The organism is Mesorhizobium sp. B3-1-7, from assembly GCF_006439385.1.
Taxonomy (GTDB): Bacteria; Pseudomonadota; Alphaproteobacteria; order Rhizobiales; family Rhizobiaceae; genus Mesorhizobium.
Genome location: NZ_VFTL01000045.1, coordinates 1 through 24,025, shown reverse-complemented (window position 1 = coordinate 24,025; position 24,025 = coordinate 1). Strand labels below are relative to the sequence as shown.

The window sequence follows — 24,025 nt, the reverse complement described above, 5'->3', positions numbered from 1 at the left end:
CGGTCGTGCCGTGAGCAGCTGGCTGGAAAAGTTCGAGTTCGGGCTCGGCCGGACGGTGCGCGGCATGCGGCGGACTTTCCGGCGCGGCATCATCCTGCTCGGCCTCTCCGTCGCCACACCCTCGCTGGCCATCGCCGCCGACTGGGATCCGGCGACGGCGAGCAGCAATTTCGGCATCTTTGCGCTCTCCGACGCGCAATTGGCGGAGCGCAAGATCGCCGTCACGCCGATCGGCGAGCTCGAACTCCCGACCGGCGAGATCATCGCCTGCGATCCTCTGATCACCACCGACGACTGGCCGGCGCTGGCGCGCAGGGTGAAGCCGGGGCATTATCCAGTCGCGCTGTTCGAGGCGCAGGGCCGCGTGGCCGCCGCATTCCTTCGCTTTCGACCCGGCGTGCCGGTGCGCTGGGAGCTCGCCACCTTGCCCGGCCAGGACGTCTCGACGCTGAACGGCGACGAGATCTTCGGCTATCCAGTCGATGCCGGCCTCGGCTCGTTCATGGACAAGGCGGCGATGGCCCTGATGTCGGCGGCGCAGGACAAGCTCAAGCCGGATCAGAACTACTATGACGATGTGCTGGCGGCCGAGTTCGCGCCCAACCAGGACCGGTTCGTCATGCACCATCCGGACGCCGGCAATCCGGTCAACGTCGCGATGTTCTGGAGCGGCTGGGGCGATGGCTTCTATCCGTCTTTCTGGGGACTGGACGCCGCCGGCGACCTGGTCGTCCTGATGACCGATTTCGGCGTGCTCGAAAACGCCGACGGCCGAGAAGGCGACCAGGCCAAGTGATGACGAATGCCGCCTCGCCCATGATCGGATTGATGGCCGGATCGCTGGTGCTCACTGCGGCGAGTTCCGGTGCTCAGGCCGCCTGCCCGATCCAACTCGCCGTCTATGGCGAGGCGCAGAGCGGCGCCGAAATCGACTTCGGCGCGGCCGGCAGCTCGGCGACGATCACCAACGCCTTTCGCATGATCCTCGACAACAATGTCGTGCTCGACGGCATCGCGATGTGGACCGAGGGCAGCGCCGCGCGGCCGCATGGCTCGTTGATGTACAAATGCCCGGCCGGCGACGTCACCGGCGAGGAGATTGCCGCCTGCACGGTCTGGGAAGGCGTCATCTACAGCGCCGACGACAAGGGCACGATCGGCCTGCTGCCGGCCGAAGGCGCCGACGCGCCGAAAAGCCTGATCTTTCCCGATCTCGGGCCGTCGCTCGAAATGTCGGCCGCTTATGGCCCCGCCGGCTTCTCCAAAGTGCCGTGGGACATCTTCGTGCTGAAAGGCTGCCAGGAATGAGCGTGGACGGGAAGACACTGCTGGTCACCGGCGGCAGCCGCGGCATCGGCGCGGCCATCTGCCGGCAGGCGAGTGAGGCTGGTTATCGCGTGGCGGTGAACTACGTCTCCAACCGGTCGGCTGCCGATGCTCTTGTCACCGAACTCAAAGCCGCTGGCGGCGACGCCTTCGCGGTCAAGGGCGATGTCGGCAACGAGGCCGATGTCATCGCAATCTTCGAAGCCGTGGACCAGGCCTTTGGCCGGCTCGACGCTTTCGTCAACAATGCCGGCATCGTCGACGTCAAGGCGCGGGTTGACGAGATGAGCATGGCGCGGCTGGAGCGCATGATGCGCATCAATGTCGTTGGTTCCTTCCTGTGCGCCCGCGAGGCGGTGAAGCGCATGTCGATGAGGCATGGCGGCAAGGGCGGCGCCATCGTCAACCTGTCCTCGGCGTCCGCGAGGCTCGGCTCGCCCGGCGAATTTGTCGACTATGCCGCCTCCAAGGGCGCGATCGACACCATGACCATCGGGCTGGCGCGGGAAGTCGTGCTGGAAGGCATCCGCGTCAACGCGGTCAGCCCCGGCATCACCGAGACCGAAATCCACGCCTCGGGCGGCCAGCCAGACCGCGTGGCGCGGATGCAGGACGCGCTGCCGATGAAACGCGCGGGAACGGCGGATGAAGTCGCGAGCGCGGTTCTCTATCTTCTGTCGGACGCGGCCTCCTATATAACCGGCACGATCCTCGATGTGAGCGGCGGCCGCTAAAGCAATTCCAGGAAAAGTGCGTAGCGGTTTTCTGGTTCGGAATTGCGTACAAGGAAATAATCTGGAGTGGTTCCTATCCGAACCGCTCCGGCGCCAGGACAAGGAAAAAGACATGGCTTATGACGTCGTTATCATCGGATCGGGGCCTGGCGGCTATGTCTGCGCCATCAAGGCGGCGCAGCTCGGCCTGAAGACGGCGGTGGTCGAGAAGAACGCCACTTTCGGCGGCACCTGCCTCAACATCGGCTGCATTCCGTCGAAGGCGCTGCTCTACGCCTCCGAGATGTTCGCCGAAGCCGGCCACGCCTTCGATACGCTGGGCGTCGAGATACCGGCGCCGAAGCTCAATCTGAAGAAGATGATGGCGCACAAGGACACGACGGTCGCCTCCAACGTCAACGGCGTCGCCTTCCTGTTCAAGAAGAACAAGATCGATTCCTTCCGCGGCACCGGCAAGGTGATTTCCGCCGGCAAGGTGTCGGTGACCGGCCAGGACGGCAAGGTCGAGGAGATCGAGACCAAGAACATCGTGATCGCCACCGGTTCGGACGTCGCCGGCATTCCGGGCGTCCAAGTCGATTTCGACGAGAAGGCGGTCGTCTCCTCCACCGGCGCGCTGTCGCTGGCCAAGGTGCCAGCCACCTTGGTGGTGGTCGGCGGCGGCGTCATCGGGCTGGAGCTAGGCTCCGTTTGGGCAAGGCTCGGCACCAAGGTCACGGTCGTCGAGTTCCTCGACACCATCCTCGGCGGCATGGACGGCGAGGTGTCGAAACAGTTCCAGCGGCTGCTCTCCAAGCAAGGCTTCGAGTTCAAGCTCGGCGCCAAGGTCACGGGCGTCGCCAAGGCCAAGAAGGGCGCGACTGTCACCTTCGAACCAGTCAAGGGCGGCGCGGCGGAAACCATCGAGGCCGATGTCGTGCTGGTCGCCACCGGGCGGCGCCCCTATGCCGACAGTCTCGGATTGAAGGAAGCCGGCGTCGAACTCGACGAGCGCGGCCGGGTCAAGACCGATGGGCATCTCGGAACCAATGTGCCCGGCATCTATGCCATCGGCGACGTCATCGCCGGACCGATGCTGGCGCACAAGGCCGAGGATGAAGGTGTGGCAGTCGCCGAGACCATCGCCGGGCAGGCCGGCCATGTGAACTACGACGTCATCCCGAGCGTCGTCTACACCAGCCCGGAGATCGCTTCGGTCGGCAAGACCGAGGAAGAGCTGAAGAAGGCCGGCATCGACTACAAAGTCGGCAAATTCCCGTTCAGCGCCAATGGCCGCGCGCGCGCCATGCTGCACACCGACGGCTTCGTCAAGATCCTGGCCGACAAGGCCAGCGACCGCGTGCTCGGCGTCCATATCGTCGGCTTCGGCGCCGGCGAGATGATTCACGAAGCGGCGGTGCTGATGGAATTCGGCGGTTCGTCCGAAGATCTCGCCCGCACATGCCACGCGCATCCGACGATGTCGGAAGCGGTGAAGGAAGCGGCTCTGGCGACGTTCTTCAAACCGATTCATATTTAGCTGCGCGCCAGCGCAGAACCCATCGCTTCGTCATCCTAGGGCGAAGCAAGGAGCGAAGCGACGCGCGTAGACCCTAGGATCCATGCCGTGACGCTAAGCCGTTGCAACGGTTACAGAATTTTGCTCTGTTGCGCTCTACGGCAACGGTTACGGCATGGATACCTGGGTCAAGCCCGGGTATGACGAGGCGCCGCAGTTGTCCCAACCAAAACGGCCCGCCTGTTGGCGGGCCGTTTGTCGTCAAGCTGTAGCCCGATTACTGAGCCGGCGCAGGTGCCGGAGCCGGCGCAGGGGTCGGCGCAGGGGCAGGTGCCGGAGCCGGCGCGGGAGCCGGGGCAGGCGCCGGAGCTGGCTCGGGGGCTGGAGCCGGCGTTGCAGGCGCCGGAGCCGGCGTGCTGGCGGCCGGCGGCTCAGCCGGGGCCGGCGCATGCTCGCCGCCGCTTCTGCCAAAGACATAATAGGCAACAATGGCCAGGATAATAACAACTAGGGCGATCAGCCACCCGCTGCCGCCACCACCCGACTTGGGAGGCGTGCTCGAAGGGGTGAAGGGGTCGTTAGGGTTCGCCATGAAACGTGTCCTCCTTGGATGAAAGTCATCAAAATAACAGCCATCAACGCGCTGAGCCCGCATCGGGTTTCACGCGGACGGACGGAAAGCGCTGAAAAACCGGCGTTTTCAGGTCCGCCAGCCGCCAGACGACTCAGTTGACGGCGGTAACACTATACCCTGCCTTGCGAAAATCCTCGACCAGTCCTTCCGGACCGGGCAGATGCATGGCGCCGACGGCCATGAAAACGTTGCCCTTGGCCAAAATCGGCCCGGCATGCGCCGCCATCACCTTGTTGCGGCTGGTGATCATGGTCTGCTCGAAGGCGGCATAGCCGGCCTTGTCGTCCGCCGTCTCCGGCAGCACGGCCCGGAAGAGCGGCCAGAACATGCCGACCTCGCCACGCTGGTAGAGCACGATCATCGTCTCGTTGACGTCGTTCACCTTGTCGCCGAGCTTCATGGTCTCGACCAGGCTCTTCATATGGAATTCGAGCGGCAGCGAGGCCATGGCGCGCAACTGATCGACGGCGGTCTCGAGCCCTTCGATGTCTTTCCCCGAAGCCTTGGCGTCCGAGGCGAGCTTGACGTCCAGCACGGGTTCGCCGGCGCTCTGGCGCGCCACCTCGCAGGCCGGCAACGCCATCATCGCCGACAGGATCCACGGTTTCATCTTGGCGACCGTCGCCGGCGGAATGCCGCGGGCGTCGAGCCCCTTGTCCAGCGCCGCCGCATCCTGCGGCGACAACAGCGACGACAGGGTGGTGTTGTCGGTGAACATCATCAGGCCGGGTTCGCTGGCCATGGCGGCCATCATCTTGGCCTTGTCGAGCGCGTCGGTGGTCTCGATGACTATCGTGCCGGCGCCGTCATAGGCCTTCTGCGCGGCGGCCGGCAGCGTGGTGACGCGCGTATCGGTCATGTGCATGGTGCCGAACAGATAGGATGGCTTTTCGCCCGGCTTCTCCAGCTTCCAAAGCAGGCCCTTGCCGTTGGGAACGGCCGCCGCTTCGGTCTCGACCTTCTTGAAGGCGGCGGGGTCGTTCTTTTCCAGCGCGGTCAAAAGATCGGCGCCGGCGCAACTGGGCGCTTCGGCATGCGCCCGGCCGGCGATCAGCAGAACGACAATGAAAGACAGGAAAAACAGCAGGTTGAGCGCCGCAAGCAGCTTCAACGAGACAAGGGCCGCGCGGTCGGCGATGGCGATGACGCGTTTCATGGAGAAGCGTCTTAGCGCGGAAAAGCGGCAAAACGGTTAATTGGGTCGGAGAAATTGTCTTCGGTGCGGTGAGCTCTTTTGACGTTCGCTCGGGTTTTCGGAGAGAATGCTTTGGCCGCAACGCTTATCGCTTCGTCATTCCAGGGTCTGCGCGCGTCGCTTCGCTCCTTGCTCCGCCCTGGAATGACGAAGTCCGGAGGGCTTCGCGCCATCCCCCAGCGGCTTCACGCCCTTGGATGCGCCTTCTCGTAGATATCCAGCAGCCTTGCCGTGTCGACGCCGGTATAGATCTGGGTGGTCGACAGACTGGCGTGGCCGAGCAGTTCCTGGATGGTGCGCAGGTCGCCGCCGCGGCCGAGCAGATGGGTGGCGAAGGAGTGCCGCAAGGCATGCGGCGTCGCGGTGTCGGGCAGGTTGAGCGCCGAGCGCAGCCTGGCCATCTCGCGCTGGACGATGGCCGGGTTGAGCGGGCCGCCGCGCGCGCCGCGGAACAGAAGTTCCTTGGTATCGATGTGGAAGGGACAGAGCCGGCGGTATTCGATGACCGCCTTGCGGGCCACCGGCAGCACCGGCACCAGCCGCGTCTTGCCGCCCTTGCCGGTGACGCGCAGCACGGTGTCGGCTTCCGTCGCGAGATCGGCGCCGGTCAGGCCGAGCGCCTCGGAGATGCGCAGGCCGGAACCATAAAGCAGCGTCAGCACGGCGGCATTGCGGGCGGCGATCCATGGCTCGTCCGCGAGCTGGCCTTCCATCGCCACCACTTGTTTGGCGTCGCTTGCCGTCAGCGGCTTGGGCAGCGATTTCGGCTGGCGCGGCGCGCGCAGAGCAGCCGCGCCGGCGGCATTGACCAGGCCGCGCCGTTCGAGAAAGCGCAGCAGCGAGCGGATGCCGGCAAGGCCGCGGCCCAGCGTGCGCGCGCCAGCGCCTTCATTGCGGCGCTTGGCGAGGAAGCCGCGCAAATCGGCGGGGCGCAGGTCGGCGATGTCCGAGATGCCTGGAGAGCCGCCGCGATGTTCGGTCAAGAAATGCAGGAACTGGCGGGTGTCGCGCTCATAGGCCTCGACGGTCTCCGGCGACAGCCGGCGCTCATGCGCCAGCGTCTTCAGCCAGGTCTGGCGCGCCGCCTGGAGGTCGGGTTTGGCCGGGATGAGGAATTCCTGCATGGCGGCAGTTTCGGGCATGCGGGTTAGGAAGCGGTGAAGAGGCGATCATTGAAATGATGGCCTCAGGGGGGTAGAGCAGGGCAAAGGAAGCGCCGCCGATGTCGAAGCTCGAAAACCCCGTACAGATGGCCGTTATCGGCGCCGCGCACGGCATCAAGGGCGAATTGCGGGTGAAGACCTTCACCGGGGACCCGCTGGCGCTGGCCGACTACGGTCCGCTTTATGCCAAGGATGGCCGCGCCTTCCAGATCCTGGACATCCGGCCGGCCGGCACGGTCGTGGTCGTGCGCTTCAAGGGCGTCGGTGACCGCAACGCCGCCGAGGCTTTGGCCGGCACCGAGCTGTTCGTCGACCGCTCGGTGCTGCCCGACGACGGCGAGGAGGACGAGTTCTATCACGCCGATCTCATCGGTCTCGACGTCCGGGACGATACGGGCATCATCGGCAAGGTCGTCGCCGTGCATAATTTCGGTGGCGGCGACATCCTCGACGTCACGCTTGCCGGCCGCAAAGGCGTGCTGATCCCGTTCACGCAGGCCGCCGTGCCGCATGTTTCGATCGCCGACGGATTCGTGGAGGTCAACCCTCAGGCGGCGGGGCTGGTTGAAGACGAAGAAGACGGCGAAGCGCCCAGGGATGCCGGCTTCGACCCGAAAGGCCGGCCGCGCGGACCGAAGGATGCCGGAGGCAACCGTTGAGCTTTGCCGCTTCGGTGCTGACGCTCTATCCGGAGATGTTCCCGGGCGCGCTCGGCCTGTCGCTGGCCGGCCGCGCGCTGGAGGCCGGCACCTGGTCGCTCGAGGCGATCCAGATCCGCGATTTCGCCAGCGACAGGCACCGCACGGTCGACGACACGCCGGCCGGCGGCGGCGCCGGCATGGTGATGCGCGCCGACGTGCTGGCCAAGGCGATCGACCACGCCGCGCCGCCGGGCGATGAGCGTCCAAGGCTGCTGATGAGCCCGCGTGGAAAACCGCTGACGCAGGCGCGCGTGCGCGAACTGGCCGCCGGGCCGGGCGCCGTCATCCTGTGCGGCCGTTTCGAAGGCGTCGACCAGCGGCTGATCGAGGCGCGGGGTCTGGAGGAGGTGTCGATCGGCGATTTCATCCTGTCGGGCGGCGAGCCGGCGGCGCTCGTGCTGCTCGACGCCGTGGTGCGGCTTTTGCCCGGCGTCATGGGCAATGCGGTGTCGGGCGAGGAAGAGAGTTTCGAGAACGGCCTGCTCGAGCATCCGCATTACACGCGGCCGCAGGAATTCGAAGGCAGACCGATCCCTGACGTGCTGATCTCCGGCAACCACAAGAAGATAGCCGAATGGCGGCGCGCCGAGGCCGAGAAGCTCACACGGGAGCGTCGGCCGGATTTGCTGGGGGCGGTTCAGCCCTTGGTGAAATAGTAGAAAGCAAGGAACAGGCCGACGGCGACGACGAAGCCGCGGACCACGCCCTGCGGCACGCGCTTGGCGATCCAGACGCCGGCATAGCCGCCGAGCGCGCCGCCCGGGATCATGACGATCGCCTGCGGCCAGGCGACGACGCCGCCTGAAACGAAGACCAGGATGGCGATGGCCGCGATGACCACGGCCAGCATGTTCTTCAGAGCGTTGAGCCGGTGGTAGTCGCCGGCCTGGGTCAGGCCGAGCGTGGCCAGCATCATGACGCCCATGCCGGCACCGAAGAAGCCGCCATAGATCGAGGTTACGAACTGGGCGAGCGACCCGGCGAACGAGCCGACCCTGGCTTCGGCGCCGGGCTTGGGCGCCGGTTTCAACCATGGCCCGGCGGCGAACAGCGCGGTCGCGGCGATCAGCAGCCAGGGCACCAGCGCGCGAAAGGACGGGTTGGAAAGCGCAAGCAGGATGAGCGAACCGACCAGCGCGCCGAAGGCCGAGATCACGCATAGCAGCAGCGCCTGGCGCCAGAAATGCCTGATGTCGTCGAGATAGGCCAGCGTCGAGGTGATGTAGCCGGGAAACTGCGTCACCGAGGAGGTGGCGTTGGCGACGATCGGCGGCACGCCGACCAGCGTCATGGCGCCGAAGGTAACGAAGGTGCCGCCGCCGGCGACGGCGTTGACCGCACCGGAGACAAAACCCGAGAGAAAGAGCAAGGCGGCATCGAAAAAAGTCATTTTCCCCGCTTAGGAAGCTTGCAAGCCGCGCGCAACCCGGCACGGCCGCGGTAATGTGGGGCCATGGGGGCAAAAAATATGTCTCAAGGTCCTTTTTTGATGCATGAGGCCGTGCCGGAACCGCTCACACTTCCAGGCGACATGCATTAGGGCGTGACAAAGCGGCAAAATGCCTGTATGTGCCCGCCCGAACCGGAAGAACGATCTTTCGGACCCGTCAACAAGTGCGGTGTAGCCGTCCCTGCCCGATGTTCCCCGATACAATTTGGGGACTGGGGGCATAGCCGAGCGGTCATTGGAACTGCAAGGCGAGCGTTGGACGCTCTGACTGTCGGAAGAACAAGAAGTGGATATTTGAGATGGATCTCATCCGTCAGCTCGAGGCCGAACAGGCCGCCAAGATCGAAGCCAAGCGCAAGCTGCCAGAATTCCAGCCGGGCGACACCGTGCGCGTCCAGGTGCGCGTCACCGAAGGCACCCGCACCCGCGTCCAGGCCTATGAGGGCGTCGTCATCGCCCGCGCCGGCTCGGGCTTCCAGGAGAATTTCACCGTACGCAAGATTTCCTACGGCGAAGGCGTCGAGCGCGTTTTCCCGGTCTACTCGCCGATGGTCGAGGGCGTCGAGATCGTGCGCCGCGGCAAGGTTCGCCGCGCCAAGCTCTATTACCTGCGCGACCGTCGCGGCAAGTCGGCTCGCATTTCGGAAAACACCGGCGTGCGCGCCCGCAAGCTGAACGACGAAGAGCGTGATGCTTTGGCCGCCGAGCGCGCCCGCATCGAGGCCGAGAAGGTCGCGGCCGCCCAGGCGCTGGCCGCCGAGACGGCCGCCAAGGAAGCCGCCGAGAAGAAGGCCGCCGCTGAGGCTGCTTCGGCCGAGGCCGCCTCCGCCGAATAAGGTTTCGTCGAAACAGGTTTTGGAAAGGCGGCTTCGGCCGCCTTTTTCATTGGGCGGAAGAGCCAGGGCTTTCGGTTCCCGATCAAGTCCTATCCTACCCGCGTTCTCGGACTGCATGTCTTGGCGATTGGCTGAAACATCTGAGCGTCGTCATCCACGGGCGGAGCAAGGAGCGCAGCGACGCGCGCAGACCCGAGGATCCATTCCGTGACTTTGAAGCACCGCTACGGTGCAGAATTCTGCTCCGTCGCACCCTACGACAGTGGTAACGGAATGGATCCTCGGGTCTACGCTCCGCTTCGCCCGTGGATGACGACCTCGGTGCCTCTCATCCATCCGAACACAAGTGAGGGACGAACATCGCGGCTCTTGACAACAAATTACCTTGTACACTAAATAATCGTGTACAAATCAAATGGAGACAAAAATGTCGGCACTTTACAGCACCCAGGCTCACGTCACCGGCGGCCGCAACGGTCACGGCGAGACGAGCGACGGCCTGCTCAAGGTCGATCTGGCGATGCCGAACGAACTCGGCGGCAAGGGCGGCGCCACCAATCCCGAACAGCTTTTCGCCGTCGGCTATGCCGCCTGCTTCGAGAGCGCGGTGCGCTTCGTCGCCCGCCAGCAGAAGCTGCCGCTTGAGGACGCTTCGGTCACCTCCACGGTGAGCCTCTATCCGAACGACCAAGGCGGCTTCCGCCTCGGCGTTTCACTGGCGGCCGAGATCAAGGGACTTGATCAGGCGGGCGCAGAGGCGCTTGTATCCGAAGCGCACAAGATCTGCCCCTATTCCAATGCCATCCGGGGCAATATCGACGTGGCGCTCTTGGCAAAGGCTGCATGACGACGAAAACCGAAATCATGACCAAGCAAGCTCCGGCGCAGGGCGTCGGGGCGCTCGAGGTGCCGCGCCTCGACCAGCAGCTCTGCTTCGCGCTCTATTCGGCAAGCGGGCTGATGACAAAGCTTTACCGGCCGCTGCTCGATCCGCTCGGCCTCACCTATCCGCAATATCTGGCGATGCTGGCCCTGTGGCGGCATTCGCCGAGCACGATCGGCGAGCTCGGCGCAGCACTTGGCCTCGATTCGGCGACGCTGACGCCGCTGATCAAGCGGATGGAAGCCGGCGGCCTCGTCACCCGCCGGCGCGATAGCGCCGACGAACGCCGGGTGCTGGTCGAGCCGACAGCGAAGGGTCAGGCGCTGCGGGCGAAGATGAAGGGCGTGCAGGAGGGACTGAGCTGCGGCATGCCACTGGAGCGAGCCGAACTCAAAGCCCTGCACGGCACGCTGACGCGACTGGTCGCCGGATTGCGCGAAGCCACGGCCGATCAGGACTGAACGCCGCTAAGGCTGTCCTCGAAACCATCTCCGAAGAGCATCGGATTGCGTGTTGGCCGGCCTGCTTCAGCGCGGACCGGCTTGCAAGGCGCATGCGGCTCTATCTCTTTGTTTTTACGCAATTCCGAACGGAAAACCGCTTCACACTTTTCCTGGAATTGCTCTAAAGTCGGCACCGGATTTTTCCTGGCCGCGAGATTGCAGCGCGGCCTGCACCCTCGGAGATTTGTCATGACCAAGTCGAAACTGCTGCTGGCCGCCATGGTGGCCTGCCTTCTCGCGCCTGTCGCGGCGCTCGCCGACAATTTGCCCGATCTCGGCGGCAAAAAGGTCGTGGTGGTAACGGAGAACGCCTATCCGCCGCTGCAGTTCATCGACAAGAAGACCGGCAAGCAGATCGGCTGGGAATATGACGCGATGGACGAGATCGCCAAGCGGCTGAACTTCAAGGTCGAGTACCAGAACACCTCCTGGGACGCGATGATCCAGGCGGTTTCCGACAATCAGTACAACATCGGCATGACCGGCATCACCATCAAGGACGACCGCAAGGAGAAGGTCGACTTCTCCGACCCCTATATGCGCTCGGAGCAATTCATGCTGGTGCGCGGCGATGAAAGCCGCTTCACCGACGCCAAGACCTTCGGCGCCTTCAAGGACGGGCTGATCGGCGCCCAGCCGGGCACCACGCCTTTCTACACCGCCGTCTACAGCGTGCTCGACGGCAACGAGCAGAACCCGCGGATAAAGCTGTTCGAGACCTTCGGCGCGACCGTGCAGGCGCTGAAGACGGGCGACGTCGACGTCGTGCTCACCGACGGCACCGCCGGCCAGGGCTATGTCGATGCCTCCGAAGGCAAGCTGAAGCTGATTGGCGGGCCGCTCGGCACCGAGGATTTCGGCTTCATCTTCCCGAAGGGGTCGGACCTGGTGAAGCCGGTCAATGCCGCGATCGCCGCGCTCAGGGCGGACGGCACGTTCGACAAGCTCAACAAGAAATGGTTCCTCGATTACAAGATGGGGCAGTGAGCTCGTCTTGTTGTGCGCAGTGGGTTTGCAGGAAATTGCGCTGACATTGCGCCCAGGCCCCCCTCTCTGCCCTGCCGGGCATCTCCCCCTCAAGGGGGGAGATTGGCAACTCCGCCGACGGTGTTCTTCATTCAATGTTGGTGATTGGCGAAAGCCAACGCGAAATTCGATCTCCCCCCTTGAGGGGGAGATGGCCGGCAGGCCAGAGAGGGGGGCTCACGCGCCGTCCTTGCAAGATTTCTATGTCGGCGGCGCCATCTGATGGCAGTTCCCGCCCGCTCCGCCAAATCCGAATTCCCCTGGTGGCTGGCCGCCGCCCTCGCGCTTGCTTTGGCCGCCGCCCTCGCCATTGCGTCCAGCGACCTCTATGCGCAAGTCTTCGCCACCGTCGCCAAGGGCATCGGCATCACCATCTTCGTCACCGCGGTCGCATTCGCGCTGGCCTCCGCGCTCGGGCTCGGCATCGCGCTGATGGCGCTGTCGGGGTCGCAATGGCTGCGGCAGATCGCGCGCTTCTATGTCGAGATCATCCGCGGCGTGCCGATCCTGGTGCTGTTGTTCTGGATCGCCTTTGCCGGCGCGCCGGCCTTCGTCGCCGCCTGGAATGCGTTGACCGCGCCGCTGCAGAGCGCCGGCCTGATCGGCGAACTGCTGGTGCGCGACGTGTCGCTGCTGTGGCGCGCCATCATGGCTTTGACCATCGGCTACTCGGCCTTCATCTCGGAAGTGTTCCGCGCCGGCATCCAGTCGGTCGAGAAGGGACAGATCGAAGCCGCGAAGGCGCTTGGGCTCAGCCGGGCGCAGCGCTTCCGGCTGATCGTGTTCCCACAGGCGATCCGCATGATCCTGCCGCCGCTCGGCAACGACTTCGTCGCCATGGTCAAGGATTCCTCGCTGGTCTCGGTGCTCGGCGTCGCCGACATCACCCAGATCGGCAAGGTCTATGCCGCGGGCTCCTTCCGCTTCTTCGAGACCTATTCGATCGTCGCCTATATCTACCTCATCCTGACCGTCGGCCTGTCGCTGGCGCTGCGGACGCTGGAACAGCGGCTGCGCCGGCAGCATCAGCAATAGCGGGGGCGCCAAAGTCGGCGCTACCTCTTTGTTTCCGACGCAATTCCGGACGGAAAACCGGTTCCCACTTTTCCTGGAATTGCTCTACCTTGGTCACATGCATCCGGCGGAGGAGACGTCCCATGAATTTCGACAAGGCCAATGCGGCGCTGGACTCCGTCTATTCGGCCGACTCGCCGGAAGGACTCGCAAAGGCCTATGCCGACTGGGCCGCGACCTATGACAGCGAGACCGCCTCGCTCGGCTATCTCCTGCCTTTCCTGATCACCGCCTGGGTGGCGCGGCACGTGCCGGCGGGCGAAGGTCCGCTGCTCGACGCCGGCTGCGGCACGGGCCTGTCGGGGCCGTCGCTCAAGGCTCTGGGCTATGGCGACATCGCCGGCCTCGACCTCTCCGACGACATGCTGAAGATCGCCGGCAGCCGCCAAGCCAATGGCAAGCCGGCCTATGGCGAGTTGAAGAAGGCGATGCTCGGCGGTCCGCTGCCTTGGCCCGACCGGCATTTCCGCGCCTTCTTCTCGACCGGCGTCTTCACCATCGGTCATGCCCCTGCCTCCGGCCTGCACGAACTGGTGCGCATCACCAAAAGCGGCGGCCATGCCATCTTCACCGTGCGCGACCAGGTTTTCGAGAGCGGCGGCTTTCAAACGGTGTTCGACGAGCTGACCCAGGCGAAGAGATGGCGGCTCGTAGAGCAAAGCCCGTGGTTCCGCTGCTACGCGATCGGCGACCCGGAAGCGCTGGTGAAGACGTTCGTGTTCGAGGTGGTTTGAGCCGTGAGCTCGCCGATCTTGCCTCCCTTCCTCTCCCTCCGGAGGGGGGAGAGGTGGCGCTGCGAAGCAGCGACGGAGCGGGGGACGGCGGTCCTCAAATGCGCCGTCGCTAATAACTCGCCACCGGCCCCTATAAAGCCGAGGCATTGCTCGGTTTGAAATAACAATGGCCGAGCCAAGTCGACCCCCACTCCGTCGAGCTTCGCTTGCCACCTCTCCCCCGATCGGCGGGGGAGAGGAAGGGCGCGCGCTCGCCGACCTTGGCGCTCTGCCTTTGCCCTCCGAAGGTGTGGGAATGTGAGGGCGAGGAACCAGGCCCCGCGCGCAATTGCCGAAAAGCCAAAACATTGCTATCTACGCCGCCATGGAAAAGCTTTTCAGCGATCCGGCCTACAAGGGCTTCGTGCTGCAGGACAGAAAGCGCCTGCCGTCGCGATTTGCCGCGCGGGTCTGCGGCGCGCTCACCTGCCGACTTCGCCGGGCCGACTGATCGAAGTCGCTTGCCGGCCGAAGCCACGCCAGCTTTTCCTATTCTCATATCGACGGATTTACGCACATGAGCGCACCGCGCACCCTCTACGACAAGATCTTCGACGACCACACGGTCGACCGCCAGGACGACGGCACCTGCCTGCTCTATATCGACCGCCACCTCGTCCACGAAGTCACCAGCCCGCAGGCCTTCGAGGGCCTGCGCATGAGTGGCCGCAAGGTCCGCCATCCGGAAAAGACGCTGGCCGTGGTCGACCATAACGTGCCGACCTCGCCCGAGCGCAAGTTCGGCATCAAGAACGAGGAAAGCCGCATCCAGGTCGAGGCGCTGGCCAAGAACGCCAAGGATTTCGGCATCGAATATTATTCCGAGAACGATATCCGCCAGGGCATCGTCCACATCATCGGACCGGAACAGGGCTTCACCCTGCCGGGCATGACCATCGTCTGCGGCGACAGCCACACCTCCACGCACGGCGCTTTCGGCGCGCTGGCGCATGGCATCGGCACGTCGGAAGTCGAGCATGTGCTGGCCACCCAGACGCTGATCCAGCGCAAGGCCCGGAATATGCTGGTGCGCGTCGACGGCCAGTTGCCGGAAGGCGTCACCGCCAAGGACATCATCCTTGCCATCATCGGCGAGATCGGCACCGCCGGCGGCACCGGCTACGTCATCGAATATGCCGGCGAAGCGATCCGCTCGCTGTCGATGGAAGGCCGCATGACGATCTGCAACATGTCGATCGAGGGCGGCGCCCGCGCCGGCCTGATCGCGCCGGACGAGACGACCTTTGCCTATGTGAAGGACAAGCCGCGCGCGCCGAAGGGCGCTGCCTGGGATGCCGCGCTCGCCTATTGGAAGACGCTGCAGTCCGACGAAGGCGCGCATTTCGACAAGGTCGTGGTACTCGACGCGCAAAAACTGCCGCCGATCGTCTCCTGGGGCTCCTCGCCCGAAGACGTCGTCTCGGTGCAGGGCATCGTGCCCAATCCGCAAGAGATCGCGGACGAGAACAAGCGCACGTCGAAGATCCGCGCGCTCGACTATATGGGGCTGACGCCTGGAACCAAGATCACCGACATCGCGCTCGACCGCGTCTTCATCGGCTCCTGCACCAATGGCCGCATCGAGGACCTGCGCGCCGCCGCCAAGGTGGTCGAGGGCAAGACCGTCAATCCGCGCGTCAATGCCATGATCGTGCCCGGCTCGGGCCTGGTCAAGGAACAAGCGGAGGCCGAGGGCCTCGACAAGATCTTCGTCGCCGCCGGCTTCGATTGGCGCGAGCCGGGCTGCTCGATGTGCCTGGCCATGAATGACGACCGGCTGAAGCCGCATGAACGCTGCGCCTCGACCTCGAACCGCAATTTCGAGGGCCGGCAGGGCTTCAAGGGCCGCACCCACCTGGTGTCGCCGGCCATGGCGGCGGCCGCCGCGATCGCCGGCCACTTTGTCGACATCCGCGACTGGAAGTAACAGCCGGCTGCGTCTCTCAACAAAGGCCCGGACAGGACGTCCGGGCCTTTTGCTTTCAGCGCTCTATCTGCGAATGATCTCGTGAAACTCCTCGCGCCGGCCGGGCTCGTCGGCGGCGACGACCAAGGCCAACTGCCGCTCGTCGAAAATCCTGAACCACTCGTCCCACTCCACGAGCTCGTAGCCGCCGCTGTTGATCGAACGCTCCGGGCGGTCGGTGTCTTCATAGGCCTGCTGCCCAAAAACCAGCCGCAGCATGGGCTGCGTTCCCGCCTCGGGGGAGATGTCGACGATGGCCGGGAAACCGGCGCGCGCCGCCGCCCAGGAGCGGATTTCATCGTGGTTCGTCAAAGTGATCGTGCCGGCCATCTCGATCGTCTCCCGTCTGGCGTCTCCTGCCTGGCCGGACAACGCCGCTCCGGCAGGCCGGTTCCGTGTGGCATGCGATGTGCTCGTCGGGGGCTTAACCGCTTGTTTGGGCTTAGGTCCTAGTATCTCCCCCTGGGTAAGTTGGGGAAAGTCGCAGTCCTTTGGACACCGGTCTGCTCATAGCGCTGCTCAATCCGTCGATAGCGCTGGCGCTTGGCGCCGCGTTCCTCGTGCTGTTTTCCTATCAGCGTCATCGCCCGTATCTGGCCGCGCTCGGCGCGAGCTACTGCCTGTCGGCGCCGGGTTTCCTGCTGCAGTATTTCACGCTTCCGATCGGCGTGGCGCTGACCAAGCTGGCTTCCAACATCTGCTTCACGATCGCGGCCTGCTGCCTCTCCAGCGCGATCGTCGCGCGCTACGGGCGGCGCGTGCCCTATGTCGGCATCGGTATCGTGACCGGAGGCGGGCTCGCCGCTTTCATCTGGTTCATGTTCGTCGAGCCGGACCTCACCTGGCGCGTGCTCGTCATGAATTTCGGCTTTGGCGCGCTCAGCCTGCTGGTCGCCGCGGAACTGAGAACGGTGCGCAACAACGGTCCGACCGAGAAAATCCTGTTCGCGCTGTCGCTGCTTTCGGGGCTGAACTTCATCGTCCGCACGCTGATCGTCGTCATCGCGCATGGACCGTTCCCCGGCTATGACGGCTTCTACGGATCGTCCTACTGGACGACGGCGCTGCTTTCGCACGCGCTGTTGTCGCTGCTGATCGCGCTTAGCCTGTTCACGGCCGCGGCGCTCGATGTGATGCGGGCGCTGAAGGCCGAGACCCATACCGATCCGCTCTCGGGCATCCTCAACCGCCGCGGCTTCGAGGAGCGGGCAACCGTGTTGCTCGACCAGTGCGGCAAGGCGGGGTTTCCCGTCGCCCTGGTGCTTGCCGATCTCGATCACTTCAAGGCGCTGAACGACCAACATGGGCATGAGGCCGGCGACCGGGTGATCGCCGACTTCGCCGCCAAGCTGCGTTCCGCCACCGGCGCGCGCGGGGCCGCCGGCCGCATCGGCGGCGAAGAGTTCGCCGTGCTTTTGCCGCTCAGCGACCTGGGGGCGGCAAGGCTCTTCGCCGAAGCAATCCGCGCTTTCTATTCGGCCGGCGCGATCGACGGGCTGCCGCCCGGCATCAGGGTGACCGCCAGCTTCGGCGTCGCCGCCCGCTCCGGCAGGGAAGGGCTGATGCCGCTGATGCGGCGCGCCGACGAGGCGCTCTACAAGGCCAAGAAGAACGGCCGCGACAGCGTGCGGCTTTCCTATGAGAGACCTGAAACCGCCTTCGCTGCCGAGCCGCTCGCCGTCGGCTGATACATGCAGGCCCGGCGCAACCCCCCTGCTTAGTCCAGAAGGCGATCGCAACGTTCGCGATTGCCCGAAGCTCCTGCAACTTCGTCATCCTCGGGCTTGACCCGAGCGCGGACTTCAGCCTGATGATCAACCTGCTCGTCGCCGGGCTGCCGGCGGCGGCATTCATGGCGGTTGTCTTCTATGACACCGGACGCGTGTCAGGCGCGCTGTGACGGCGCCAAACGCCGACGATCTTCAACGGCAAGGGCTGAGATTGGGCATCTCGCCGTCGGAAAGCCCGTACATATAGGAGCGGCCCTTCACCAGCACCGGCGGCTGGTAGCAGCCGGGCGCGCCGGGTTCGTCCGCATCGTCATAGACGACACCCGGCTGGCCGGCGCTGGTGAATTCGGAAAGCTTTTTCGCAAGCTTGCCCTCGCCGACGACGATGCGCTTGTAGCCGGCGGCGCTGTCGATGACGAGATTGCCGAAGGAATCGGCATAGACACGGTCATGGTGGCGCAGGCCCGCTTCGGCCGGCGCGGTGATGGCCGTCACCAGCCCCGCCAGCGCCGCGGCGGCAAGGCTTGCCCGCACTGAATTCGAACGCATGTCGTTCTCCCTTGATCAGCGCGTCGCGCCTGAATTCCGGTTCGAATCGGAAATTAACCCTTTCTTAACCTTTGTTAAGAGGCGGGAGGCTTTCGGCGCCGCTTCTTAAGGAACATGGTTAATTTTCGAGGTCCGGCTTTCCCGGCGGCGGGGCGGCCTGGAGCAGGGCTGACTCCCGGTCAACTTGATCTTGCGTCGCCGCGTGGCTACAGCGGTCCACCGTTTCACGGAAAGGCAACCGCCTCCCTCTTTGTTTCGACGCAATTGCGGACGGAAGGCTACGGCGAAGAGCCGAACCCAACCGTTCACACTTTTCCCGGAATTGCTGTAGGGTGCCGCGCACGAAAGGGCAGCGTATGAGCTTTGGCCACACGGTTCGGGTCTCGATCATCGTCCCGCTGCTTCTCGCGGCCGCGGCCTGCGTACCGCAGGACGGCGCGCCCAAGTCGGCCGATGCCGCACCGCTGCCGGCTTCGCCTGCGCCGAACCAGCAGCCCGCCGCGCCAGCGGCGACGTCGATACCTGCGACGCCCCCAGTACCTGCGGCAGTGTCGGTCCCGACAGCGGCCAAGACGCCCGCACCGCCTGCGCCACCCGCAACCAAAATCATCACCGATCTTACCACGCCGCGGTCCGGCATCGGCACGGCCACCTACAGGTGCGGCAATGGCGGCATGATCACCATCCAGAATCTGGGCAGCGCATTGCGCGTCATGCGGCCCGATGGCTCGGCCGAGGAGTTCGCCGCCTCGCCCGCCAACCAGAGCAGCCGCTACCAGGAAGCGGCGACGCATGACGCAATCGTGATCGACGGACGCGAGGCGCTGGTGATGAAGAGGGGATCCACCCCGCAGACTTGCAGAAGATAGCGCAGTTTGTTGCACTGCAGCGAACGCTGCGCCGGCTTCTAAACAGCCGCTAATCGATTGAAGCGCGCGGCCTCCAATTTGTCAGACTAAATGATGTTTCCAAAACGTTTTTCCGGCTTTGACGCGGTGCAAAAAGAGCATTAGAAACCGGCTGTCCGAAGCCATATATGAGGGCGGCAAACGCCGCATCGCGGCTCCAGGATGCCGATCTGGGGGAGCCATGAGCAAATCACCAGCCACCCGCGCAGTTGCCAGACGTGAACGGCCGCTCTCGCCGCATCTGACGGTCTACCGGCCGCCGATCACGATGACGATGTCGATCATCCATCGCATCACCGGCGGCGCGCTCTATTTCGGGACGCTGCTGGTGGCGGCGTGGCTGATCGCAGCTTCGAGCTCGCAGGCCGCCTTCGACTGGGTCAATTGGGCCTTCGGTTCCTGGCTCGGCCGGCTGGTTCTGTTCGGCTATACCTGGGCGCTGATGCACCACATGCTGGGCGGGCTGCGCCACCTTGTCTGGGACACCGGAGCCGGACTGGAAAAACACACCGCGTCGAGGATCGCCTGGGCGACGCTCGCCGGCTCGATCGTGCTGACGCTTCTGATCTGGATCGCCGGCTATATGGCGCGGGGAGCTTTCTGATGGCCGCCAACAATTCGGACATGCGCACGCCGCTGGCGAGAGTCCGCGGCCTCGGTTCGGCCCGCGAAGGCACCGGGCATTTCTGGCGGCAGCGGCTGACCGCCATCGCCAACATTCCTTTGATCCTGTTTTTCGTCGGCTTCCTGATCGCGATCAACGGCCGTGACTACGCGGATGTGCGGGCGGCGCTTGCGAACCCGTTCGTGGTGGTCATGCTCGGGCTGGTGCTGATCTCGCCGCTTTACCACATGCGCATCGGCATGCAGGTGATCATCGAGGATTACGTGCATGGCGAAGGCCTGAGGTTGGCGCTGATCGCGCTCAACACCTTCTTCTGCGTGGCGGTCGGCGTGGCTTCGCTGTTTGCCCTGCTCAAACTCGCATTCGGAGGCTGAGGCCTTGGCCAAGGATACAAGCAACACGGCTTCCGCCTACACTTTTGTCGACCATAAATTCGACGTCGTGATCGTCGGCGCCGGCGGCGCCGGCCTGCGCGCCACGCTCGGCATGGCCGAGCAGGGGCTGCGCACCGCCTGCATCACCAAAGTGTTTCCGACGCGTTCGCACACGGTGGCCGCGCAAGGCGGCATCGCCGCCTCGCTGTCCAACATGGGTCCCGATTCCTGGCAGTGGCACATGTACGACACCGTCAAGGGCTCGGACTGGCTGGGCGATGTCGACGCCATGGAATATATGGTGCGCGAGGCGCCGGCCGCCGTCTACGAGCTCGAGCATTACGGCGTGCCGTTCTCGCGCACCGAGGAAGGCAAGATCTACCAGCGGCCGTTCGGCGGCCACATGATGAACTATGGCGACGGTCCGCCGGTGCAGCGCACCTGTGCTGCCGCCGACCGCACCGGCCACGCCATCCTGCATACGCTCTACGGCCAGTCACTGAAGAACAATGCGCAGTTCTTCATCGAGTATTTCGCGCTCGACCTGATCATGGAGCCGGACGGCACCTGCACCGGCGTCGTCGCCTGGAACCTCGATGACGGCACCATCCACCGCTTCTCGGCCAAGATGGTGGTGCTGGCGACCGGCGGCTATGGGCGAGCCTATTTCTCCGCCACCTCGGCGCATACCTGCACCGGCGACGGCGGCGGCATGGCAGCCAGGGCCGGGCTGCCGCTGCAGGACATGGAGTTCGTGCAGTTCCACCCGACCGGCATCTACGGCGCCGGCTGCCTGATCACCGAAGGCGCGCGCGGCGAGGGCGGCTATCTCGTCAATTCCGAGGGCGAGCGCTTCATGGAGCGCTACGCGCCGTCTGCCAAGGATCTCGCCTCGCGCGACGTCGTCTCGCGCTGCATGACGCTGGAGATCCGCGAGGGCCGCGGCGTCGGCAAGAACAAGGACCACATCTTCCTGCATCTCGACCATCTCGATCCGGCGGTGCTGCACGAGCGGCTGCCGGGTATTTCCGAGTCGGCCAAGATCTTTGCCGGCGTCGACCTCACCAAGGAGCCGATCCCGGTGCTGCCGACGGTGCACTACAACATGGGCGGCGTGCCGACCAATTACTGGGGCGAGGTGCTCAACCCGACGGCCGAGCATCCCGACCGCGTGTCGCCCGGCCTGATGGCCGTCGGCGAGGCCGGCTGCGCTTCGGTGCATGGTGCCAACCGGCTCGGCTCGAACTCGCTGATCGACCTCGTCGTGTTCGGCCGCGCGGCGGCCATCCGCGCCGGCCAGGTGATCGACCGCAAGTCGGCGATCCCATCGCCCAACGAAGCTTCGGTCGAAAAGATCATGGAGCGCTTCGACAGGCTGCGCCACGCCAACGGCTCGACGCCGACGGCGGTGCTGCGCGAGAGAATGCAGCGCGCCATGCAGGAAGACGCCGCCGTGTTCCGCACGCAGGAATCGCTCGAGAACGGCTGCAAGCGGATTTCGGAACTCTGGGGCGAACTCAAGGACATCAAGGTCACCGACCGCTCTGTGATCTGGAATTCCGACCTCGTCGAGACGCTGGAGCTGGAAAACCTGATGGCCAACGCCATCTCCACGGTCTACGGCGCCGAGGCGCGCAAGGAGAGCCGCGGCGCGCATGCGCGTGAGGATTTCGACAAGCGCGACGACGCCAACTGGCGCAAGCATACGCTGGCTCATCTGAGCGAAGACGGCAAGGTGACGCTGACCTACCGGCCGGTGCACACCGAGCCGCTGCTGGCGGAAAAGGACGGCGGCATCAGCCTGGCCAAGATCGCGCCGAAGGCCAGGGTGTATTGAATATGCTGGGGGTTGGAGACGTCGTGTCCATTCTTGATGCGGCGATTGGGTACATCAAATCGCTCAAAGACGGCGCGGAAAAGCAGAGGCTAGCCGAAATCAGAATTGCCTTGAAGCATTTATATTTTTCTAATGACACAATATCGCGCCTTGAATCGATTCCAAGCATCGAAGAATTCGATGCTTTGAACTACGCAGCCGGTCGAGCTTCGACCAGGCAACGTGATACAAGAGATAGCGTCTATAAAGCGTTCTCCATACTGGAGGCGTTTGGCACTCAGAAAGGTATAAGCATTACAGGGCGACGTCTTGTGGACCAAATTATCAATACGAAATTTGGCATACGGCACGAGATAGAAGCAACTTATTTTAACGCTATCAAAAACGGAGACAGAGCAGAAACTGCCGAGCTTGTCGCGAAGATTAAGAAGCTCAATAAATTAATTGAGGGCCTTGATCAGCAGCTCGGAGGAATAATTTTGTAGGCACATAGGCCGGTCGAATGGGCAAAACGGGAAAATGTAAACTAACGGGAAACGTGGGTCCCTTTGTTCGGTCCCATATTTTGCCTCGGGCATTTGTAGACAAGAATCTCGATAAAACACTTCGAATCGAGTTCGGCCAAGATGGGAGACGACCAGGCATACGGGGAACTGGCTGGTACGATGACGAGCTCGTGACTCGCGCGGGAGAAGACATCCTTGAGAGGTATGATTCTGATGCGGCGAAGATAATTCGTCAACACGGACTCTGCTGGCGATGGTTTCCAACGAAGGAGCTTGCCGAACGCACAAAGCTCGACGATGAATGGGGAATGGAATACATTAAAATTCCAAACGTCGATACGAAAGCCCTCCGCCTATTTTTCCTAAGTTTGCTTTGGCGCTCCGTGGCAACACGTAGACCTCAATTTAGAGAGATCCGCATTGATTTTCTTGCGCGTGAAAAACTCCGAAAGATAGTTGAGGGGCGAATAGAGGGTAGTCCGTCGGATTTTCCGGTTGTGCTGATTTTACTCACAACTAAAGGACAGCCGCAAAATATTACGCCGCTTCGCCAAACGATAAAGATGACAAAGATGTTTGACGGAGCTTATCCCGATATACCGATATTTAGATTCTTTTTGGATGGGCTGGTTGCGCACGTTGGCCGAAAGCCACTTGATAGACGGCTTCTAGATTCTTGGCACCGCCGTGTTCTCGGGACGAGCAGCGATTTGTTCGTTATTGGCAGAAAATACGAAGGTTCGTTTCAAGATCAAAACTTGCTCTACCTGCAGAATGAGTTGGACGCCACGTGGCCGGATGAAGCCCGCAAGATATACGGAGCTCTAGAGAAAAATGGTTGAGCTAACACTTCCCAAGAATTCGAAAGTCCAGCAGGGCAAGACCTGGCCTAAGCCGGATGGCGCGACGAACCTGCGCGAATACCGCGTCTACCGCTGGTCGCCGGATGATGATGAGAACCCGCGCATGGACACCTATTTCGTCGACATGGACGATTGCGGGCCGATGGTTCTCGACGCGCTGTTGTGGATCAAGAACAAGATCGACCCGACGCTGACCTTGCGCCGCTCCTGCCGCGAAGGCATCTGCGGTTCCTGCGCCATGAACATCGACGGCTCGAACACGCTGGCCTGCACCAAGGGCGCCGAGGACATTTCGGGCGCCGTGAAGGTCTATCCGCTGCCGCACATGGCTGTGATCAAGGACCTGGTGCCTGACCTCACCAATTTCTATGCCCAGCACGCTTCGATCCAGCCCTGGCTGCAGACGGTCTCGCCGACGCCCGCCAAGGAATGGCTGCAGAGCCACGAGGACCGCGAAAAGCTCGACGGGCTCTACGAGTGCATATTGTGCGCCTGCTGCTCGACCTCATGCCCGAGCTATTGGTGGAACGGCGAGCGCTATCTCGGCCCGGCTACGCTGCTGCAGGCCTATCGCTGGCTGATCGATTCCCGCGACGAGGCGACAGGCGAGCGGCTCGACAATCTCGAAGACCCGTTCCGCCTCTATCGCTGCCACACCATCATGAACTGCGCGCAGACCTGCCCGAAGGGGCTCAATCCCGCCAAGGCGATCGCCGAGATCAAGAAGATGATGGTGGAGAGAAGGGTCTAGTCGGGCGAATTCGCTCGCGGTGCTTTGAAGGCAGCGATCCTTCGCGCCCCCCTCTGTCCTGCCGGACATCTCCCCACAAGGGGCCACAAGGGGGGAGATCAGCAGCTTCGTCAACAGCGC

At 63.8% G+C, this 24,025-nt stretch carries 27 protein-coding genes; 22 read left to right on the top strand and 5 right to left on the bottom strand.

Annotated elements, in window-relative coordinates; genetic code table 11:
• Positions 1-10: 10 nt before the first annotated feature.
• The 4 genes from FJ417_RS28875 (at position 11) to lpdA (ending at position 3,579) form a co-directional block, all read left to right on the top strand.
• The gene (locus FJ417_RS28875; protein WP_348639955.1) at positions 11-796 is read left to right on the top strand and encodes a DUF4241 domain-containing protein; all 786 of its coding nucleotides are present in this window, start codon (positions 11-13) and stop codon (positions 794-796) included.
• Positions 796-1,308, top strand: coding sequence for a hypothetical protein (locus FJ417_RS28870; protein ID WP_140785788.1), 513 nt, complete (start codon positions 796-798; stop codon positions 1,306-1,308). The genes FJ417_RS28875 and FJ417_RS28870 overlap by 1 nt, the downstream gene beginning before the upstream one ends.
• Positions 1,305-2,060 carry an SDR family oxidoreductase gene (locus tag FJ417_RS28865; protein ID WP_140785787.1) on the top strand — a complete coding sequence of 252 codons (756 nt, stop codon included), beginning with the start codon at positions 1,305-1,307 and terminating at the stop codon, positions 2,058-2,060. Before FJ417_RS28870 ends, FJ417_RS28865 begins: the two co-directional genes overlap by 4 nt.
• Positions 2,061-2,172: 112 nt before the next feature.
• A complete protein-coding gene (lpdA, locus tag FJ417_RS28860) occupies positions 2,173-3,579 on the top strand; it encodes a dihydrolipoyl dehydrogenase (RefSeq protein WP_140785786.1) in 1,407 nt (468 codons plus the stop codon).
• 704 nt (positions 3,580-4,283) lie between these two features.
• Here lpdA and FJ417_RS28850 read toward each other — a convergent pair.
• Positions 4,284-5,348 carry a TraB/GumN family protein gene (locus FJ417_RS28850; protein WP_140707174.1) on the bottom strand — a complete coding sequence of 355 codons (1,065 nt, stop codon included), beginning with the start codon at positions 5,346-5,348 and terminating at the stop codon, positions 4,284-4,286.
• A gap of 224 nt (positions 5,349-5,572) precedes the next feature.
• Positions 5,573-6,511 carry a tyrosine recombinase XerC gene (locus FJ417_RS28845; RefSeq protein WP_140707172.1) on the bottom strand — a complete coding sequence of 313 codons (939 nt, stop codon included), beginning with the start codon at positions 6,509-6,511 and terminating at the stop codon, positions 5,573-5,575.
• A 98-nt stretch (positions 6,512-6,609) separates the two neighbouring features.
• Between FJ417_RS28845 and rimM the strand changes: the two genes are divergently transcribed.
• Positions 6,610-7,209, top strand: coding sequence for a ribosome maturation factor RimM (gene rimM, locus FJ417_RS28840; RefSeq protein ID WP_140646026.1), 600 nt, complete (start codon positions 6,610-6,612; stop codon positions 7,207-7,209).
• Positions 7,206-7,907, top strand: a complete 702-nt coding sequence (trmD, locus tag FJ417_RS28835; protein ID WP_140785784.1) for a tRNA (guanosine(37)-N1)-methyltransferase TrmD — start codon at positions 7,206-7,208, stop codon at positions 7,905-7,907. The genes rimM and trmD overlap by 4 nt, the downstream gene beginning before the upstream one ends.
• On the opposite strand, the gene FJ417_RS28830 is transcribed toward trmD, so the two are convergent.
• Positions 7,889-8,641 (bottom strand): sulfite exporter TauE/SafE family protein, encoded by a 753-nt coding sequence (locus FJ417_RS28830; protein WP_140785783.1) that lies wholly within the window; start codon positions 8,639-8,641, stop codon positions 7,889-7,891. The genes trmD and FJ417_RS28830 overlap by 19 nt on opposite strands.
• A gap of 359 nt (positions 8,642-9,000) precedes the next feature.
• Here FJ417_RS28830 and rplS point away from each other — a divergent pair, with 359 nt between their 5' ends.
• The 8 genes from rplS (at position 9,001) to leuC (ending at position 15,723) form a co-directional block, all read left to right on the top strand.
• Entirely contained in the window at positions 9,001-9,537 is a 537-nt protein-coding gene (gene rplS / locus FJ417_RS28825) for a 50S ribosomal protein L19 (RefSeq protein ID WP_140646029.1), read from the top strand.
• A gap of 427 nt (positions 9,538-9,964) precedes the next feature.
• Positions 9,965-10,384: an organic hydroperoxide resistance protein gene (locus FJ417_RS28820; RefSeq protein ID WP_140785782.1), complete on the top strand. Its 420-nt coding sequence runs from the start codon at positions 9,965-9,967 to the stop codon at positions 10,382-10,384.
• 17 nt (positions 10,385-10,401) lie between these two features.
• On the top strand, positions 10,402-10,881 hold the full coding sequence (locus FJ417_RS28815; protein WP_246687578.1) for a MarR family transcriptional regulator: 480 nt from the start codon (positions 10,402-10,404) through the stop codon (positions 10,879-10,881).
• Between the two features lie 231 nt (positions 10,882-11,112).
• Positions 11,113-11,910, top strand: coding sequence for a transporter substrate-binding domain-containing protein (locus tag FJ417_RS28810; protein ID WP_140785780.1), 798 nt, complete (start codon positions 11,113-11,115; stop codon positions 11,908-11,910).
• Positions 11,911-12,171: 261 nt separating this feature from the next.
• Entirely contained in the window at positions 12,172-12,984 is an 813-nt protein-coding gene (locus FJ417_RS28800; protein ID WP_140785779.1) for an amino acid ABC transporter permease, read from the top strand.
• Between the two features lie 122 nt (positions 12,985-13,106).
• On the top strand, positions 13,107-13,757 hold the full coding sequence (locus FJ417_RS28795) for a class I SAM-dependent methyltransferase (protein ID WP_140659911.1): 651 nt from the start codon (positions 13,107-13,109) through the stop codon (positions 13,755-13,757).
• Positions 13,758-14,121: 364 nt separating this feature from the next.
• Complete coding sequence (locus FJ417_RS33870) at positions 14,122-14,247, top strand: hypothetical protein (protein ID WP_140659910.1); 126 nt, start codon at positions 14,122-14,124, stop codon at positions 14,245-14,247.
• A gap of 66 nt (positions 14,248-14,313) precedes the next feature.
• On the top strand, positions 14,314-15,723 hold the full coding sequence (gene leuC / locus FJ417_RS28785) for a 3-isopropylmalate dehydratase large subunit (protein ID WP_140785778.1): 1,410 nt from the start codon (positions 14,314-14,316) through the stop codon (positions 15,721-15,723).
• A 63-nt stretch (positions 15,724-15,786) separates the two neighbouring features.
• Here leuC and FJ417_RS28780 read toward each other — a convergent pair whose 3' ends face one another.
• Positions 15,787-16,092 carry a hypothetical protein gene (locus FJ417_RS28780; protein ID WP_140659908.1) on the bottom strand — a complete coding sequence of 102 codons (306 nt, stop codon included), beginning with the start codon at positions 16,090-16,092 and terminating at the stop codon, positions 15,787-15,789.
• A gap of 161 nt (positions 16,093-16,253) precedes the next feature.
• Here FJ417_RS28780 and FJ417_RS28775 point away from each other — a divergent pair, with 161 nt between their 5' ends.
• Positions 16,254-17,450: a GGDEF domain-containing protein gene (locus FJ417_RS28775; RefSeq protein WP_140785777.1), complete on the top strand. Its 1,197-nt coding sequence runs from the start codon at positions 16,254-16,256 to the stop codon at positions 17,448-17,450.
• Positions 17,451-17,684: 234 nt separating this feature from the next.
• Here FJ417_RS28775 and FJ417_RS28770 read toward each other — a convergent pair whose 3' ends face one another.
• On the bottom strand, positions 17,685-18,041 hold the full coding sequence (locus FJ417_RS28770) for a hypothetical protein (protein ID WP_140785776.1): 357 nt from the start codon (positions 18,039-18,041) through the stop codon (positions 17,685-17,687).
• A 356-nt stretch (positions 18,042-18,397) separates the two neighbouring features.
• Between FJ417_RS28770 and FJ417_RS28765 the strand changes: the two genes are divergently transcribed.
• The 7 genes from FJ417_RS28765 (at position 18,398) to FJ417_RS28735 (ending at position 23,905) form a co-directional block, all read left to right on the top strand.
• Positions 18,398-18,910: a hypothetical protein gene (locus FJ417_RS28765; protein WP_140785775.1), complete on the top strand. Its 513-nt coding sequence runs from the start codon at positions 18,398-18,400 to the stop codon at positions 18,908-18,910.
• 220 nt (positions 18,911-19,130) lie between these two features.
• A complete protein-coding gene (gene sdhC / locus FJ417_RS28760) occupies positions 19,131-19,553 on the top strand; it encodes a succinate dehydrogenase, cytochrome b556 subunit (protein ID WP_140684948.1) in 423 nt (140 codons plus the stop codon).
• On the top strand, positions 19,553-19,948 hold the full coding sequence (gene sdhD, locus FJ417_RS28755; RefSeq protein WP_140785774.1) for a succinate dehydrogenase, hydrophobic membrane anchor protein: 396 nt from the start codon (positions 19,553-19,555) through the stop codon (positions 19,946-19,948). Before sdhC ends, sdhD begins: the two co-directional genes overlap by 1 nt.
• Before the next feature lie 4 nt (positions 19,949-19,952).
• On the top strand, positions 19,953-21,785 hold the full coding sequence (gene sdhA, locus FJ417_RS28750) for a succinate dehydrogenase flavoprotein subunit (RefSeq protein ID WP_140785773.1): 1,833 nt from the start codon (positions 19,953-19,955) through the stop codon (positions 21,783-21,785).
• 23 nt (positions 21,786-21,808) lie between these two features.
• Positions 21,809-22,270 (top strand): hypothetical protein, encoded by a 462-nt coding sequence (locus FJ417_RS28745; RefSeq protein ID WP_140785772.1) that lies wholly within the window; start codon positions 21,809-21,811, stop codon positions 22,268-22,270.
• 17 nt (positions 22,271-22,287) lie between these two features.
• On the top strand, positions 22,288-23,133 hold the full coding sequence (locus FJ417_RS28740; protein ID WP_140785771.1) for a hypothetical protein: 846 nt from the start codon (positions 22,288-22,290) through the stop codon (positions 23,131-23,133).
• The gene (locus FJ417_RS28735; protein WP_140785770.1) at positions 23,126-23,905 is read left to right on the top strand and encodes a succinate dehydrogenase iron-sulfur subunit; all 780 of its coding nucleotides are present in this window, start codon (positions 23,126-23,128) and stop codon (positions 23,903-23,905) included. The genes FJ417_RS28740 and FJ417_RS28735 overlap by 8 nt, the downstream gene beginning before the upstream one ends.
• Positions 23,906-24,025 lie beyond the last annotated feature (120 nt).